We start from the raw sequence: 14,994 nt of genomic DNA on the forward strand, positions 1-14,994 counted from the left end.
AGCTGGGGTTAAGACCTAGGAGGCCTGCACTGTGAACAATCTGATCTTCTGGATCATCGTCTGCTCGTGGCTGATTCCCATGGGAATCCGCATGTACAACAGGTCCAGGGCACGCCGGCTGCAGAATGGGAACTTCCGTGGTCAGGACTATCCCCCACAAGGCTTGCCACCGCAGAACTACCCGGGCTACCCGCCGCAGGACTACCCACAGCAGAACCACCCACAGCAGAACTACCCGGGCTACCCGCCGGGGCCTGCAGTCATCCGCCCCGCAGACGAGGCACCGCAGGTCGCGCCGCCGTCGAACGCCTCTTACCCCAGCGGTTCCTACCAGGCCGGACCGCCGACCCCCGCACCGTTTCCCGCTGCCGGCTCCGGGCCCCAGGGCTACCGCGCCCGAAAGCTGGCCGAACTGGATGCGAAGTTCACCAATGGCCAGATCGCCATGGAGGATTACATGAAGCAGCGCGCGGAGATCATGAACGGCTAGGTGCCCTGACGGACGCTAGGTGCCCTGACTAACGCAGAGCCTGGAGCTCAGGCGAAAAACGCCCCGCGAAGCTGCCGCGACAACTGTCCGATTTCGGTGAGGAAGCCGTCGTGGCCGATCGGTGCCTCGATGGTGTGGACCTGGACATCACCCGGAAGCGCCGCCGCCAGTTCATGTGACTGGGCCGGGAAGTACAGACGGTCCGTGTCCACTGCGGCCACAAAGAAGTCAGCGGTGGCACGCGAAAGAGCTTCCTGCAGAGTGCCCCGCCCCCGCGTGACGTCGTGGGACATCAATGCTTCGGTGATGGCGATGTAGCTGTTCGCATCGAAGCGCCGCACAAGTTTTGTCCCCTGGTGGTCCAGGTAGCTTTCCACCTGGTAGCGTCCTCGCTCCCCCAGGACTGCCGCGGCGAGCGGCGTCTCCTGCTGCTGGGCTTCCCGGCCGAAGCGGAGATCCAGTTCCAGCGCGGAACGGTAGGTGATGTGCGCAATCCGGCGGGCCAGGGCAAGTCCGTGTTCCGGCGCCGGACCGTCGTAATAGTCACCGTTGTTGAAATGCGGGTCCTGCCGGATGGCCAGGGTCTGGGCCTGCGCAAAAGCAATCTGTTCGGCGGTGCTGTAGGCGCCGACAGAAATAACGGCGCACCTGTTGACCCTCTCCGGGAACGTGACAGCCCACTCCAGGGCCCTGGCCCCACCCATCGATCCGCCCAGGACAGCGTGCCAGGCTGCAATCCCCAACAGATCCGCCAGGCGGGCTTCAGCCTCCGTGCTGTCGCGAAGAGTGACCAGGGGGAACCGTGAGCCCCACGGCTTGCCGTCCGGCGCCTCCGAGGAGGGGCCGGTGCTGCCATAACAGCCACCCACGATGTTGATGGAGACCACGAAGAACCTGTTGGTGTCGATGGTGGCGCCCGGGCCCACGAGCTGCTCCCACCACCCTTCCTCGTCCGTGGCTCCGCGGGCTACGTGGGTGCTGCCCGTCAGCGCATGCTGGATGAGCACGGCGTTGGAAGCATCGGCGTTTAGTCGTCCCCAGGTTTCGTAGGCCAGCACGACGTTGGGGAGATAACCGCCGGCTTCGAGCGCCAGCGGCCCTATGCCCGCGTACTTAACGGTTCCGTCTTCTTCTCCGGATTTGGGAAGGGCTGTAGCAGTGATGGTCATTCCTTTGACACCTAACCTCGCGCTTGCCCGTCGCCTTGGGTGCGAACAGGCCAGGTCTTCACCCGGGGCACCCCACCGCGGAGGAGGGTTGCCGGCCAGCAAGCCGGGGCTATCTGCTGGCACTCATGACCTAATACGTAGAGTCTAGGAAAGACACCACCGTTCTGGCGAAGAATGTGACACCAGTGTGACGTTCAAGGGCAGCTTCATTCATAAAAGAGCACTCCCGGGTACCGTCCGGCGAATAATCGTCGATCCGGACGGCACCCGGGTGCCTCAGTCAGCGAGGTGGATCACCTGCAGGCGTGAGCTGCCTTTCAGGCGCCCTTGGCGGCACGGAAGCCGGCTTCGAGGTCGGCGATGATGTCGTCAATGTGCTCAATGCCCACGGACAAGCGGACCAGACCCGGGTTGACGCCGGCCACGAGCTGCTGCTCCGCAGTCAGCTGGCTGTGCGTGGTCGACGCCGGGTGGATGACCAGGGAGCGGACGTCGCCGATGTTGGCAACGTGGGAGTGCAGCTCCAGACCGTCCACAAAGCGCTTGCCCGCTTCTACGCCACCTTTGATATTGAAGGCCACGATGGCACCCGTGCCCTGCGGACCATATTTCCGGCCCCGCTCGTACCAGGGGCTGGACGGCAGGCCGGCGTAGGCGACCGATTCGACGTCGTCGTGGGCTTCCAGCCATTGCGCCACCTTGGTGGCGTTGGCAACGTGGCGTTCCACCCGAAGGCTCAAGGTCTCCAGGCCCTGGGCGATGAGGAAGGCGTTGAACGGCGACACTGCCGAGCCGAGGTCGCGAAGGAGCTGGACACGGGCCTTCAGGATGTAGGAAAGGTTGGCTCCGAGGGCGCCATCCTTGCCCAGATCTCGTGCGTAAACCAAGCCGTTGTAGCTGGGATCCGGGGTGTTGAAGCCGGGGAACCGCTCCGGGTCCTTGCCGAAGTCGAAGTTGCCCGAGTCCACGATCACGCCGGCGATCGCCGAACCGTGTCCGCCGAGGTACTTGGTGGCGGAGTGGACCACAATGTCCGCACCCCATTCGATGGGCCGGATCAGGTAAGGGGTGGAGAGCGTGTTGTCGACGATCAGCGGCACGCCTGCCTCGTGCGCAACGCGGGCAACGCCTTCAATATCCAACACGTCCTGGCGTGGGTTGGAGACAACTTCGCCGAAGAACAGCTTGGTGTTCGGCTGGACGGCGTCACGCCACTGCTCAAGGTTGTCCGGGTCCTCGACGAAGGTCACGGAGATGCCGAACTTCTTCAGCGTATGGGCCAACAGGTTGTAGGTGCCACCGTAGAGGCTGGGGCTGGCGACGACGTGGTCACCGGCCTCGGCGATGTTCAGGATGGCAAACGTCTCCGCTGCCTGGCCGGAGCTGAGCAGCAGCGCGCCCAGGCCGCCTTCAAGGCTGGCGACCCGCTGCTCCACGGCATCCTGGGTGGGGTTGCCGATCCGGGTGTAGATCGGGGCCAGTTCGGCCAGGGCAAAGCGGTTGGCGGCGCTTTCAGCGCTCGGGAAAACGAACGACGTCGTCTGGTAGATCGGCAGGGAACGCGCTCCCGTGGCGGCATCCGGCTCTTGGCCTGCATGGATCTGGCGGGTTTCGAAAGACCATCCTTGGGACATGGAGTTCTCCTGTTCGTGGCGCATGTGGTCGGTGGAATAGCTGTGGGAAGGAAGCTGCGGCCAGTCTAGGAAGTGTCCGGGTCCTTGGACAGCTTTGTGACGCCAGCAGAATATTTGGGGTCTTTTGCGACCTTCCATGAAGCCCGCTGGAAGATCCCACCTTAGTTAGGGTGGGCTTAGCTGAGACACCGATCACAAAGTGCCAAGATGAAGCCATGCGCATGGATCACGTCTCTTACGCCTGTGAACGAGATGGCCTCTTGGCCACTACCGAACGAATTTCCGCGGCTCTGGGAGTGGACGCAGTCCGGGGCGGAGTGCACCCGCGCTTCGGCACCCGGAACATGATCATTCCCCTTGCGGACAACAAGTATCTGGAAGTCGTGGAGGTTCTGGACCACCCCGCTTCCGACAAAGCACCCTTTGGCCAAGCGGTCCGTGCACGTTCAGCCGCCGGCGGCGGCTGGATGGGCTGGTGCGTCGCAGTTGACGACCTCGCCCCGTTTGAGGAACGCCTCGGCCGCGCAGCAGTCCCGGGCAACCGCAAGTTCCCGGACGGCCGCGAACTGGTATGGCAGCAGATTGGCATCCTCGGCCTGATCGCTGACCCCCAGGTGCCCTACCTGCTCAAGTGGGAGGGCGACCCCTCACTGCACCCATCCAAGGTCTACGAGAGCGACGTCAAGATGTCCAGCCTCACGATCGCAGGTTCGGCGGAACGCGTGACCGAATGGCTGGGCGAGCCTGTGGAGAAGCCCCTTGAGGACGTCGCGGTCCAGTGGATAGCACCGCGCGGCACGCCGGGCATCATGGCTGTCACTTTCGAAACCGCCTCCGGAGCCGTCACCATCTGACCGTTCCTCTGATCCGGGCTGGTCCCGGCCCTGGACACCTCTGTCCAGAGAAATACTTCGGCCGCCATCAGCGGGTGCCAATGACGTCACCCACCGATGGCGGCCGGATACATTTAACGGCTGCACGGCTGCAACGGCTGATCAGCCCAGGCCCACCGCTTTGCCGAACAGGCTGAATCCAACGAACGCCACAATGTCCAGCAGGGCGTGAGCAATCACCAACGGCATCACCCTCTTGGTCCTGGTGTAGATCCACCCAAAGACCAGGCCCATCACCACATTGCCAATGAACGGGCCAAAGCCCTGGTAGAGGTGGTAACTCCCACGAAGAACGGCACTGGCGACGATGCCCACCGGCACGCTCCAGCCGAACTTGCCGAAGCGGTCCAGGAGGTATCCCACCACGATCACCTCTTCCACGATCGCATGGCGTATGGCCGAGAGGATCAGCACGGGAACCGTCCACCAGTAGGCATCCAGGCCGCTGGGCACAATGGACGTGGTGATTCCGAGCGCCCGGCCTGCCGCATAGAGGCCCAAGGACGGTATGCCGATGAGCGCAGCCAAGCCCAGGCCTTGGAGCAGGTCCTTGCCGGGGCGGGCCAGGTTGAAGCCGAGCCGGGCGAACGCCGAACCTCCTTCACCGTCCCTGGTGGCCTGGACATGCGTGGACAGGAAGTAGAACACCAGGGCCACGGGCACCAAGGCGAACACGATATCCAGGAGTTGGTAGGTGAGATCGAAATACTCGCGGGTGCTCTGGGACCTGTTCAGGGTGGATGTTGCATCGGCCAGTGGCGCCCGCGTCATCTTGTCCAGCAGTTGCACCACGGAGTAGACGGCTGACTGGCCCAGGGACAGGCCCAGGACAATGAGCACTTCGGCGCGCAGCCGGCGACGGGAAGCAAGGAACATGTACCTATCTTGCCCGCAGTTCCTGCCTCTTTGCCGGGAACCGCCACCCTATGCTTGGTGGGATGGGTGCTCCAGAGAGAATATTCATGATCCGGCACGGACAGTCCGCCGCGAACGCCGACACGTCCATCTACAACCGTGTTCCGGATTACCGGATCCCACTGACCGATCAGGGCGTGGAACAAGCGCGGCTGGCTGGCGAGGACCTGAGGCGCAAGCTCGACGGGCAGCAGGTCTGCGTATATGTTTCCCCCTACTTGCGCGCCTACCAGACGCTGGAAGCCCTCAACCTGGGGCCCCTGGTTGAGCGCGTCATCGAAGAGCCGCGGCTCCGTGAGCAGGACTGGGCGAATTTCCAGATCGCCGGTGACATTGAGGACCAGAAGGAACTCAGGAACCTCTACGGCCACTTCTTCTACCGCTTCCGCGAAGGCGAGTCAGGCTCGGATGTCTACGACCGGGTGTCCTCGTTCATGGAGACGCTCTACCGGCACTGGCAAAAGCCCACGTACGCGCCAAACACCTTGCTGGTGACGCATGGGCTGACAATGCGGCTGTTCTGCATGCGCTGGTTCCACTGGACCGTGGAGTACTTTGAGTCGCTCAACAATCCGGGTAACGCTGAGCTACGCACGCTGGTGAAGAACGACGACGAGCAGTACAGTCTGGATCTGCCGTTCAGCCAGTGGGTACCAAGGGATGTGGACGATTCGGTGCTCCACGCCCCAAGAATGCGGTTCTGAAGGTCCGTATCAACCTGCGGGTGCGACGATAACCTCCGTGCCGTTGGCTTCGAACGCTGCTTTGTCGGCCGGGCTGATCCCGGAATCGGTGATGAGATGCCGGAAGTCGTAGCCGGCCATGGCCGCAAAGGACCGCCTGCGCACCTTCGAGGAATCGGCCACCACATAGGACTCCGTGGCCCGCCGTGCCATAACGGTATTCACCATGGCTTCGCCTTCATCGGTGATGGTGGGCCCGAGGTCCGGGTCAACGCCGTTGACGCCAATGAAGGCGATGTCCAGGGCGACCTTTTGCATGATCACGTCGGTGTACGGTCCCACCAGCTCGTAGGACCGCGGGTTCAGGATGCCGCCGGTGACCATGATCTTGATGTTGGGGCGCACCGCCAGTTGGGAGGCGATGTTGATGGCGTTGGTCACCACGGTAAGCGTAGGCCTGTTGGACGGCGCGTTGAGGTCTTCCCGTGTGGAAAGGAGCTGCGCCAGGGCCGTGTTGGTGGTTCCGCCGCTCAGCCCGATGACCGCCCCGGGACGGATCAGCGCCGACGCCGCCAACGCTATCTCCTGCTTGGCTTCGGCGTGGTCGTCACGGTTGTACCGTCCGGGAAGGTCGTAGGCCACCGATCCGGTCGTGGCGCCGCCCCTGGTGCGGCTCAGCAGCCGCTGCTTGGCGAGGCTGTCCAGATCCCTGCGGGCCGTGGCAGGTGACACGCCTAGACGCGTCACGATGTCCTCGACCTCCACGTGGCCGGATTCGGCCAGGAGATCGAGGATGGCGGTCAGCCGATCGGTGCGGGTCATGACAAGCCTTTCGCGGTTTCCGGCTATTTCGCTTTGGCGAACAGCGTCAGCATACGTGCCGACTCCAGCACCAGGGCCTCCCGGCCGGCCTTGATGTACTTCCGGGAATCCACCACTGCGGGGTTGGCGGCTAGGTACTCACGGACGGCGCGGGTGAAGAACCCGTTCAAATGTGTGGATACGTTGATCTTAGTCATACCAGCGCCGATAGCGGATACGAGCATCTCATCTGTGACACCGGATGAGCCATGAAGAACCAGCGGTTTTCCCACTGCGGTCTTCAGTCGGGCGATCAGGTGCAGGTCCAGGGCTGCGCTGCGTTCTGTCATGGCATGGGATGAACCAACCGCCACTGCGAGCGCGTCCACTCCGGTGGCCTCAACGAAGGCCTGGGCCTCGGACGGGTCGGTGCGGACGCCCGGCGCATGGGCTCCGTCCTTGCCGCCAACCTTCCCTAGCTCGGCCTCAACGTAGACTCCGCGCTCGTGGGCGTACTTGGCCACGCGGCGCGTTACCTCAACGTTCCACTCATACGGCAAGTGGGCGCCGTCGTACATCACGGAACCGAACCCGAGGTCGACGGCGGCGAGCGCCAGGTCTTCGGACTCGGCGTGGTCCAGGTGGAGGGCCACCGGCACGGAGGCCGAACGTGCGATCGCAAGCGCTGCTGACGCGATGGGTTCGAGGCCGCCGTGGTATTTGGCACAGTTCTCGGAGATTTGGAGGATCAGGGGAACACCGGCGGCCTCGGCACCTCCCACCAGCCCCTCAGCGGTTTCAATGTGGATGACGTTGAACGCGCCTTGGCCGATGCCGGCGGCAGCTGCCTTGTCCATCAGTTCCCGAGTGTTGACCAGGGTCACTGGGTCTCCTTCCATGTCACGATCAGTTGGTCCTGCAGCTCCTGGTACCGCGGCGAGATCTCGCCCGCTGCCGGCATGAGCACGGCTGCCGCCGACCAGGCGGTGGCGCGGCGAAGAATCTCGCGCGGCTCGGTGATGCCTTCGGCGAGTGCGACGGCGGCTGCTGCCACACCGGCGTCGCCCGCCCCTGTTGGGTTGCCGCTGAGCGATTCGGGCAAGCGCGCACTCCAGTAGCCGCCGGGAGCGGCGTGGTCGAAGGCGAGCATGCCGTCCGCACCGGCGCTGACCAGCACGGTGCGGGCACCCATCTCGATCAGGGAGAGCGCCGCTGCCTGGAGGCTGGACTCCCCCGTGGCTTCAGTAAGTTCATGATGGTTGGGCTTGAGGATGTCCGCGCCTGCCTTGGCTGCGGCGATGATCCCGGGACCGGAGGTATCGATGATGGCGGGTATGCCGGCGTCGTGGGCCAGGCGGACCAGCTCCGGGTAGAAGCCAGCGGGAGCGCCGGGGGGCAGGCTGCCGGAACCGACCACCACGGACGCGGGGAGGTTGCGGTTGCCGGTGACAGCTTCAGCGACGGCGGTTCGCAGCGAGCGCCATTCATCGGGAAGCAGCGCCTGTCCTTCCTCGTTGAAGATGGACGTTTCGCCGCCCGCGGTGTCCACCAGGGCGTTGCTGCGTCGCGTCTCTGCGGCGACCCCCACCAGGATGTGCGGCACCCCGCTGGTCCAGAGTTCGGCGGCCAGGGTCTGGCCCGCGGCTCCGCCGGTGGGCGCTATGGCAAGCACTGGGTATCCGAGCTGGTGCGTCACGCGGGCAACGTTGATTCCTTTGCCCCCGGCGCGGCTGATGGGAGTGGGGACGCGGTGGCTGGCGCCCTCGGTGATGCCATGGACGGTGTACGTCATGTCGATGGCAGGGTTCGGTGTCACAGTGATGATGCGGTTCACATTGGCTCGCTTCATTGTCCGCCTCCCAGCAGCGCCCGGGCGTTGAGGGCGGCGCCCAGAAGGCCGGCGTCCTGACCCAGCTGGGCGCGGATCAGGTGGGGGCGGCGTTGGAAATCGAGGGTCTGCTCAACCCGGGCCCGGAGGGGCTGCAGGAGGTCCTCGCCTGCTTCGGCGAGGCCGCCACCGATCACCACCGCTTCAGTGCCGATGATGTTGACGCATTGGCAGATGGTGAAGGCAAGCGCATCCATCGCTTCGGCCCAGACGCGTTCGGCCAGGGCATCTCCGGATGTGGCCCTGAGCAGCACACTGCGGGCGCCGTTGACCTTGTTTCCCGATATCCGCTGGTAGCGCTTTGCGATGGCCCCGGCTGAACCGACGGCTTCCAGGATGGTGGCCGCGGTGCCGCCAGGACCGGCGTCCGGATCCGGAACCTGCGCGTGGCCGAGTTCACCGGCGAAACCGCCGGCAGTAACGGCCTTGCCTCCGGAGAACACTGCAGCCGCGATGCCGGTGCCCACAACCATGACTACTACGTCGCTGAACTCCCTTGAACCGCCCAGTGCGTGCTCAACGGCAGCAGCAGAACGGACATCGTGATCGAAGGCCACTGGTATGCCGAGACGCTTTTGGGCTTCGGCCGTGAAGGGAAAGTTCCGCCATCCAAGGTTGGCGGAATAGACGCCCACCCCTGCCACCGAGTCGACGATGCCGGGGACGATGATTCCGGCAGCTTTGGCAGGGGTGCCCGGGAACTCGGCAGCCAGTTCGGCGGCAAGCTCCGCCAGCCGCTCCACGACGGCTTCACCGGGACGCGCCGGGTCAAGCGGCGTGGGGACGCGGCGCATGCCCAGCACCACGCCCTTGGCATCCACCAAACCGGCTTTGATGTCGGTCCCGCCAACATCGAATGAGAGGACCGGTGATTCTGCGGCTCCGAGAACCATGACGGGTGCCTAGGCCGAGGCGTCGAGAATGACCGAGCGGGTCAGGTTGCGCGGCAGGTCCGGGTTCAAGCCGCGGACCCTTGCACGCTCGAGCGTGACCTTATGGACCCGGGCCAGCTCGGCCAGGGGGTGCTTGTCCGTGTGGATGTAGAGGGCGCCAGTGGCGGCCATGTCCTGGTCCAGTCCTTCGGGCTGGACGCCAAACAACCAGGTGACGCGGCCCGGAGCGGCGATGGAGATGGGACCGTGGCGGTATTCCATGGCCGGGTAGGACTCGGTCCAGCCTTGGACAGCCTCGCGCATTTTGAGGCCGGCCTCGTGGGCCAGTCCCACCGTCCATCCGGTGCCGAGGAAAGTAAATTGCTCGGCGTCCAGGAGTTCCTGGGAGACGGGAGCTGTCACGGCGTCGCGTGCATCGGCAATGGCTTGCTGCACGTCGATGTCGATGCTGGTCAGAAGGTAGACCAGCGCAGTGGTGGCGAAACGGGTCTGCACCACGGAGCGCTCGTCGGCATACTGGAGGCCAATCACGGTGTCCGCCAGCTCGATGATGGGCGAGGTTGTGTCGCCGATGATCGCCACGGTGGGGACGATGCCCTTCAATTCGGTCAGGATCTCCAGCACTTCGGTGGTGGTACCTGAGCGCGTGATGGCCACGACGGCGTCGTACTGGCGGTCCGCACTGTTGCTGTTCAGGAACGCCTCGGAGGCCGCAAATGCGTCCGTGACGCCTTTGCCTGCGGATTCGCGGGCAGCGGCGTAGCTTTGGGCCATGAACCAGGACGTGCCGCAGCCAATCACGGCGATGCGTTGTCCGTCTGCGGGAAGCAGGTCTTCGCGACGGGCCTGGTCGATGGCGCGCTGCCAGACGACGGGCTGGGAAACCAGCTCTTCCTCCATGAAGGCACCCAGTATGTTCTCGCTCATCGTGTGTTTCGCTCCCGCTCAAGTAATGACGTTTTTTGATCTATAGAAACACTAAACGATCATTTTCGATCTCACAAGGATCATCTACTGGAGAAGACTGCGCATTTGCCTCCGGTGACGGAGGAGCCCGTCAGCCCGCCATCTTCGTGTTCTCACATGTGCTTTTAAGTTAACTACTTGTTAACTCTTGTCAGCTTCTTGTTCGTAGAGCAGTGTTGAATAAGTCCGCAAGAAAGTGATTATTACTCACTCGCAATAATCAATAAGGAGCATCATGCCCCGCTTGTCATCCCCCAGACGCCTCGCCTCGTTGAGTTTGGCCTGTGTTGTCGCCTCATCTTCGCTGGGCTTGATGGTCATCCAGCCCGCCACTGCAACCCCCCTTGTCCTGCCCACCGACGTCGTCAGCGCAGCCGACACCGCCACCATCACCTCAGGCGGCCTCCGCGTGGACGTCGCCACCACCTTCCCCCAAGTCCTCGGCTACACCGACGCCGCCACCAAGGCCCGCCTCGACGGCACCACAACGCGGTTGAACACCATCACCCTCAACGGAGTGGAGTTCGGCGTCACCGGAACCTCCATTGCCTCCGGAAAGGACGCACGGGACTACGTCCTCACCGTGCCCGACTTCGGCAACACCGTGATCAAGGCCCGGCTCGCCGTCAAAAAGAATGTGGTCTCCTTCAACGTCACGGAGATCAAGGACTCCGCAGACCACCTCGTGAAAACCGTGCAGCTCCCCCGGCTGAACCTCGTCACTGTGGGCTCCTCGCAGCCCGGCGCCCAAGTGTCCACAGCCAATCTGTCCGTCGACCGCAGCGTCAGTGGAGACGAGTTCACGGCCGTTACCACCGCGACACCGCTGGACACTGCGCCCAAAAGCTCCGCGTACGCGTTGGCCAATACCGCGGCGCTGGGTGCAGCGGTCGAATCCAATGCTCTCTACGACACCTCCTCCGGACCAGGCGCCAAAGACAAAGGCCGCTTCTGGCGCCAGGCGGTCAGCGACGGCGCCGGCGGAGTGGCCATGGGAATCGCCAGCGGCCAATGGCTGTACCGCGCAGACGGCTCCACCACCACGGAAGAACTTCCCTGGACCCGGGTCGCCATCACCACCGACGCGAACGCCGATGGCGGCGTGGACTGGCAGGACGCAGCAATCGCCATGAGATCCATCCAGGTGTCCGCCAACAAAGGTGAGCAGACCCCGGACAACGTGATCACCCACATTCCCTTCAACTTTGCCTCCCAGGCAACCCACCCGTTCCTCCGCACCCTGGACGACGTAAAGCGCATCTCCCTGGCAACGGACGGACTGGGCCAGGTAGCCATGCTCAAGGGCTACACCAGCGAAGGCCACGACTCAGCAAACACCGATTACGGGAACAACTTCAACACCCGCGCAGGTGGACTGGAGGACCTCAACAAGCTGGTCAAGGAGGGCAAGGACTGGAACGCCAGCTTCGGCGTCCACATCAACGCCACAGAAATCTACCCTGAAGCGAAGTCCTTCAGCGAAGACCTGTTGCGGGCCGACAAGGGCCTCGGCTGGAACTGGCTGGACCAGTCCTACTACATCAACCAGCGACAGGACATCAACTCCGGCAAGCTCGCCCAGCGCATCAAGGAACTCCGCGAAGCCACGGACAAGAACCTGGACTTCGTATACGTGGACGTCTACTACGAGTTCGGCTGGCTCGCTGAGAGGCTGCAGCAGGAACTGGTCAAGAATGGCTTCCGCGTTGGCTCGGAGTGGGCCGACCACCTGTCCCGCAACAACACGTGGTCTCACTGGGCCAACGACGAAAAGTACGGGGGCTCCAGCAACAAAGGCGTCAACTCCCAAATCCTCCGCTTCATCAACAACACCCAATCAGACGTGTGGAACCCCGACCCCAAGCTCGGCGTGAGCCACATTGTGGAGTTCGAAGGCTGGACCGGGCAAAACGACTTCAACGCCTTCAGTGAGAACGTCTGGACAGCCAACCTCCCGGCGAAATTCCTGCAGCACCACCAGATCACCAAGTGGACACCCGAGCGGATCGACCTCGCCGATTCCGTGGCCGTCACCGGAAACACCGCTGAGGAACGCAACATCACCGTCGCCGGAACCTCCGTGCTGCAGGGCGGAAGGTACCTGCTGCCGTGGTCCTCAAAGGAGAACGGCAAAGCCGACAAGCTCTACCACTACAACCCCGCCGGTGGCACCAGCACCTGGACGCTTACCCGGGAGTTCGCCACATCAAACTCGCTGGAGATGTTCAAACTGACCGACAACGGACGCGTGAAGGTCGCCGACGTGCCTGTTGTCAACGGCCAGGTAACCATCACCGCGGACCCGAAGCAGCCCTATGTTCTGACCTCCAGGAACAACGCACTCCCCAAGAAGGCAGACTTCGGCGAAGGCACGGCCTTCAACGATCCCGGCTTCAACGGCACCGGCCTCGCCCCCTGGAACCCCACGGGCAACGTCACCCAGGTGCGCGACGACAAAGGCCGCCGCTTCGCCGAAATGGGGGCAACGCCGTCGTCGATCAGCCAGGACGTCAAGCTGGACGCCGGAACCCAATCCGTCAGCGCATGGATTGAAATCCAGCCGGGCAAGGTCCGGCCCACCACCCTCGCCGTCAACCTCGATGGCAAGACCGAAAGCATCACCATCGATTCGTCCAACGCAGAAAACTACGTGGCCGGCGACGAGAAGCACGGGACCGCCTTCCAGCGCGTACGGGTGCTGGTGGATGTGCCCCGGAACAACACGAGGGCCACCGTCTCCGTCACAACAGCCGACGGCGACGCCACAGTACGCGTGGACGACCTCCGGGCGGTGAAGACCACCCGGGTGGCCACCACCGGAGTGCTCAGCGAAGACTTCGAGAACGTCGATCAAGGCTGGGGACCGTTCGTCAAGGGCAACGCCGGCGGCTCCACGGACCCGCGGACGCACATCACCGAGCGCAACGAACCCTTCACCGGGAAGGGCTGGGACAGCAATGTGATTGACGAAGTCCTGGACGGCACATGGTCCTTGATCGCCCATGACGAAAACACCGCCCCCGACGGCGGACCGGGCATGGTCTACCGCACCACCGAAGCCACAGTGCCCTTCCAGGCCGGGCACAAATACAAGGTGTCCTTCGACTACCAGAACTCGAAAGCCGGGCAATACGCCTGGGTTTCCGGCTACGACTCGCAGGCGGGCCCCGCAGTGACGGGCAGCCAGGCAATCGACGCGAAAACCAGCACCACCCGGTTCGAGCAGATCCTTGATACCGGCTTCTGCGGCGACTACTTTGTGGGACTCCAACGCACGGGCAGCGCCAACGGATCGGACTTCACCCTGGACAACCTCCTGGTGGAGGACCTCGGCGCCTCGGAGGCCGTCCCAGCCTGTGCGCAGCTCTCGGCCGAACTTCAAGGCGACGTTGTCCAGCAGGGCAAAGCGCAGGACTTCGTCACCACGTTTACCTCCGACGAACCGGCGGCCATCAGCGGACTCGCCGTAGCGCTCGAGCTTCCCGAAGAATGGACCGCCTCACCGACCACGCCGGCAACGGCTGCAACCCTCCCCGTTGGCGGCACCCTCACCACCACCTGGAAGATCACGGCACCCGCGACCGCTGATGGCGACTACCCCATCACAGCCAAGGCCAGCTACACCGCCGCCGCATCAGGCAACAACCCGGCAGGTAGCCGGACCATCAGCAGCACCACCACTGTCCGGACACTGCCCAAACCGCCGCAGGCCACAGTGTTCGCCAGCGACCACCCGTGGGTCAGCGCCACCAACGGCTGGGGCCCTGTTGAAAAGGACCAGTCCAACGGCGGAACCGGGGCCGGCGACGGCACCCCGCTGACCCTGAACGGCACCGTCTACGCAAAGGGCCTCGGCGCCCACGCCAACAGCACCATCCGGTACTACCTCGGAGGCTACTGCACGGCTTTCACGGCAACGGTGGGCATCGATGACGCCCAGCCCACCCGGGGCAGCGTGAAGTTCTCCGTGGTGGCCGACGGCACCGCCAAGGTCACCACCCCGGTACTGGGAGCCACCAGCGCTCCCCTGCCCCTCACCGTGGACGTCACCGGCGCCCAGTACGTGGAGCTCGTGGCCGACGACGCAGGCGACTCCAACGGAAACGACCACTCGGACTGGGCCGATGCCAGGTTCACGTGCTCGTCCACCGCGCAGGAGCCTCCCGCCCCCGTGCTGAACGGTACGGTTTTCGCCTCCGACCTGCCCTGGATCGGGAGCGTCAACGGTTGGGGACCAGCGGAAAGGGACCGCGCCAACGGTGAGCAGAACGCCGGCGACGGACCCGCGCTGCGGCTTGACGGCGTCGTTTACTCCAAGGGAATCGGTGTCCACGCCGACTCGAAGATCAGCATCGCCACCGAAGCCAAGTGCACCGCCTTCACCGCCGTGGTGGGTGTGGACGACGCCAAGCTGAACAAGGGCCTGCACGGATCGGTGGTCTTCATCGTCAAAGGTGATGGCCGCGAGCTGCTCCGGACTCCCGTTCTCAGCGCCGATTCTGCGGCACTACCCCTCAACGTGGACATCAGCGGTATCCGGAACGTCGAACTGATCGCCGACAAGAACGGTGACGACGCCGGCGACGACTGGGGAGACTGGGCCGACGCGAAATTCACCTGCGCCTAAAGCAACGCGGGGTCACTTATGGCCCATCCCGATGG

The 14,994-nt window shown here is 64.0% G+C and carries 12 protein-coding genes and 1 riboswitch; of the genes, 4 read left to right on the plus strand and 8 right to left on the minus strand.

Going from position 1 to position 14,994, the window contains the following annotated elements; translation table 11 throughout:
• Window positions 1-31: 31 nt before the first annotated feature.
• Window positions 32-490: a hypothetical protein gene (locus IEY62_RS05510; protein WP_189014765.1), complete on the plus strand. Its 459-nt coding sequence runs from the start codon at window positions 32-34 to the stop codon at window positions 488-490.
• A 47-nt stretch (window positions 491-537) separates the two neighbouring features.
• Here the strand turns inward: IEY62_RS05510 and metX are convergent, their stop codons facing one another.
• Window positions 538-1,659 (minus strand): homoserine O-acetyltransferase MetX, encoded by a 1,122-nt coding sequence (gene metX, locus IEY62_RS05515; protein WP_189014767.1) that lies wholly within the window; start codon window positions 1,657-1,659, stop codon window positions 538-540.
• A 14-nt stretch (window positions 1,660-1,673) separates the two neighbouring features.
• A riboswitch (SAM riboswitch) is annotated at window positions 1,674-1,790 on the minus strand.
• A gap of 186 nt (window positions 1,791-1,976) precedes the next feature.
• Window positions 1,977-3,317: a bifunctional o-acetylhomoserine/o-acetylserine sulfhydrylase gene (locus IEY62_RS05520; RefSeq protein WP_189014769.1), complete on the minus strand. Its 1,341-nt coding sequence runs from the start codon at window positions 3,315-3,317 to the stop codon at window positions 1,977-1,979.
• A 191-nt stretch (window positions 3,318-3,508) separates the two neighbouring features.
• Here IEY62_RS05520 and IEY62_RS05525 point away from each other — a divergent pair, with 191 nt between their 5' ends.
• Entirely contained in the window at window positions 3,509-4,147 is a 639-nt protein-coding gene (locus tag IEY62_RS05525; RefSeq protein WP_018777448.1) for a VOC family protein, read from the plus strand.
• Between the two features lie 141 nt (window positions 4,148-4,288).
• On the opposite strand, the gene IEY62_RS05530 is transcribed toward IEY62_RS05525, so the two are convergent.
• A complete protein-coding gene (locus IEY62_RS05530) occupies window positions 4,289-5,062 on the minus strand; it encodes a CPBP family intramembrane glutamic endopeptidase (RefSeq protein WP_189014771.1) in 774 nt (257 codons plus the stop codon).
• A gap of 86 nt (window positions 5,063-5,148) precedes the next feature.
• On the opposite strand from IEY62_RS05530, the gene IEY62_RS05535 reads away from it, so the two are divergent.
• The gene (locus tag IEY62_RS05535) at window positions 5,149-5,805 is read left to right on the plus strand and encodes a histidine phosphatase family protein (protein ID WP_229785093.1); all 657 of its coding nucleotides are present in this window, start codon (window positions 5,149-5,151) and stop codon (window positions 5,803-5,805) included.
• Between the two features lie 9 nt (window positions 5,806-5,814).
• Here the strand turns inward: IEY62_RS05535 and IEY62_RS05540 are convergent, their stop codons facing one another.
• From IEY62_RS05540 to IEY62_RS05560, 5 genes are read right to left on the minus strand one after another with little or no spacing between them, the layout of a single operon-like run.
• A complete protein-coding gene (locus IEY62_RS05540) occupies window positions 5,815-6,606 on the minus strand; it encodes a DeoR/GlpR family DNA-binding transcription regulator (protein ID WP_189014775.1) in 792 nt (263 codons plus the stop codon).
• A 23-nt stretch (window positions 6,607-6,629) separates the two neighbouring features.
• On the minus strand, window positions 6,630-7,484 hold the full coding sequence (locus IEY62_RS05545; RefSeq protein WP_189014777.1) for a class II fructose-bisphosphate aldolase: 855 nt from the start codon (window positions 7,482-7,484) through the stop codon (window positions 6,630-6,632).
• The gene (locus tag IEY62_RS05550) at window positions 7,466-8,434 is read right to left on the minus strand and encodes a 1-phosphofructokinase family hexose kinase (RefSeq protein WP_189014779.1); all 969 of its coding nucleotides are present in this window, start codon (window positions 8,432-8,434) and stop codon (window positions 7,466-7,468) included. Before IEY62_RS05550 ends, IEY62_RS05545 begins: the two co-directional genes overlap by 19 nt.
• The gene (locus IEY62_RS05555) at window positions 8,431-9,366 is read right to left on the minus strand and encodes an ROK family protein (RefSeq protein WP_189014781.1); all 936 of its coding nucleotides are present in this window, start codon (window positions 9,364-9,366) and stop codon (window positions 8,431-8,433) included. The genes IEY62_RS05550 and IEY62_RS05555 overlap by 4 nt, the downstream gene beginning before the upstream one ends.
• A gap of 9 nt (window positions 9,367-9,375) precedes the next feature.
• Window positions 9,376-10,293, minus strand: a complete 918-nt coding sequence (locus IEY62_RS05560; RefSeq protein WP_189014783.1) for an SIS domain-containing protein — start codon at window positions 10,291-10,293, stop codon at window positions 9,376-9,378.
• A gap of 274 nt (window positions 10,294-10,567) precedes the next feature.
• On the opposite strand from IEY62_RS05560, the gene IEY62_RS05565 reads away from it, so the two are divergent.
• Window positions 10,568-14,959: an endo-alpha-N-acetylgalactosaminidase family protein gene (locus IEY62_RS05565; protein WP_189014785.1), complete on the plus strand. Its 4,392-nt coding sequence runs from the start codon at window positions 10,568-10,570 to the stop codon at window positions 14,957-14,959.
• Window positions 14,960-14,994 lie beyond the last annotated feature (35 nt).

It is taken from the genome of Paenarthrobacter histidinolovorans (genome assembly GCF_014647595.1).
GTDB lineage: Bacteria > Actinomycetota > Actinomycetes > Actinomycetales > Micrococcaceae > Arthrobacter > Arthrobacter histidinolovorans.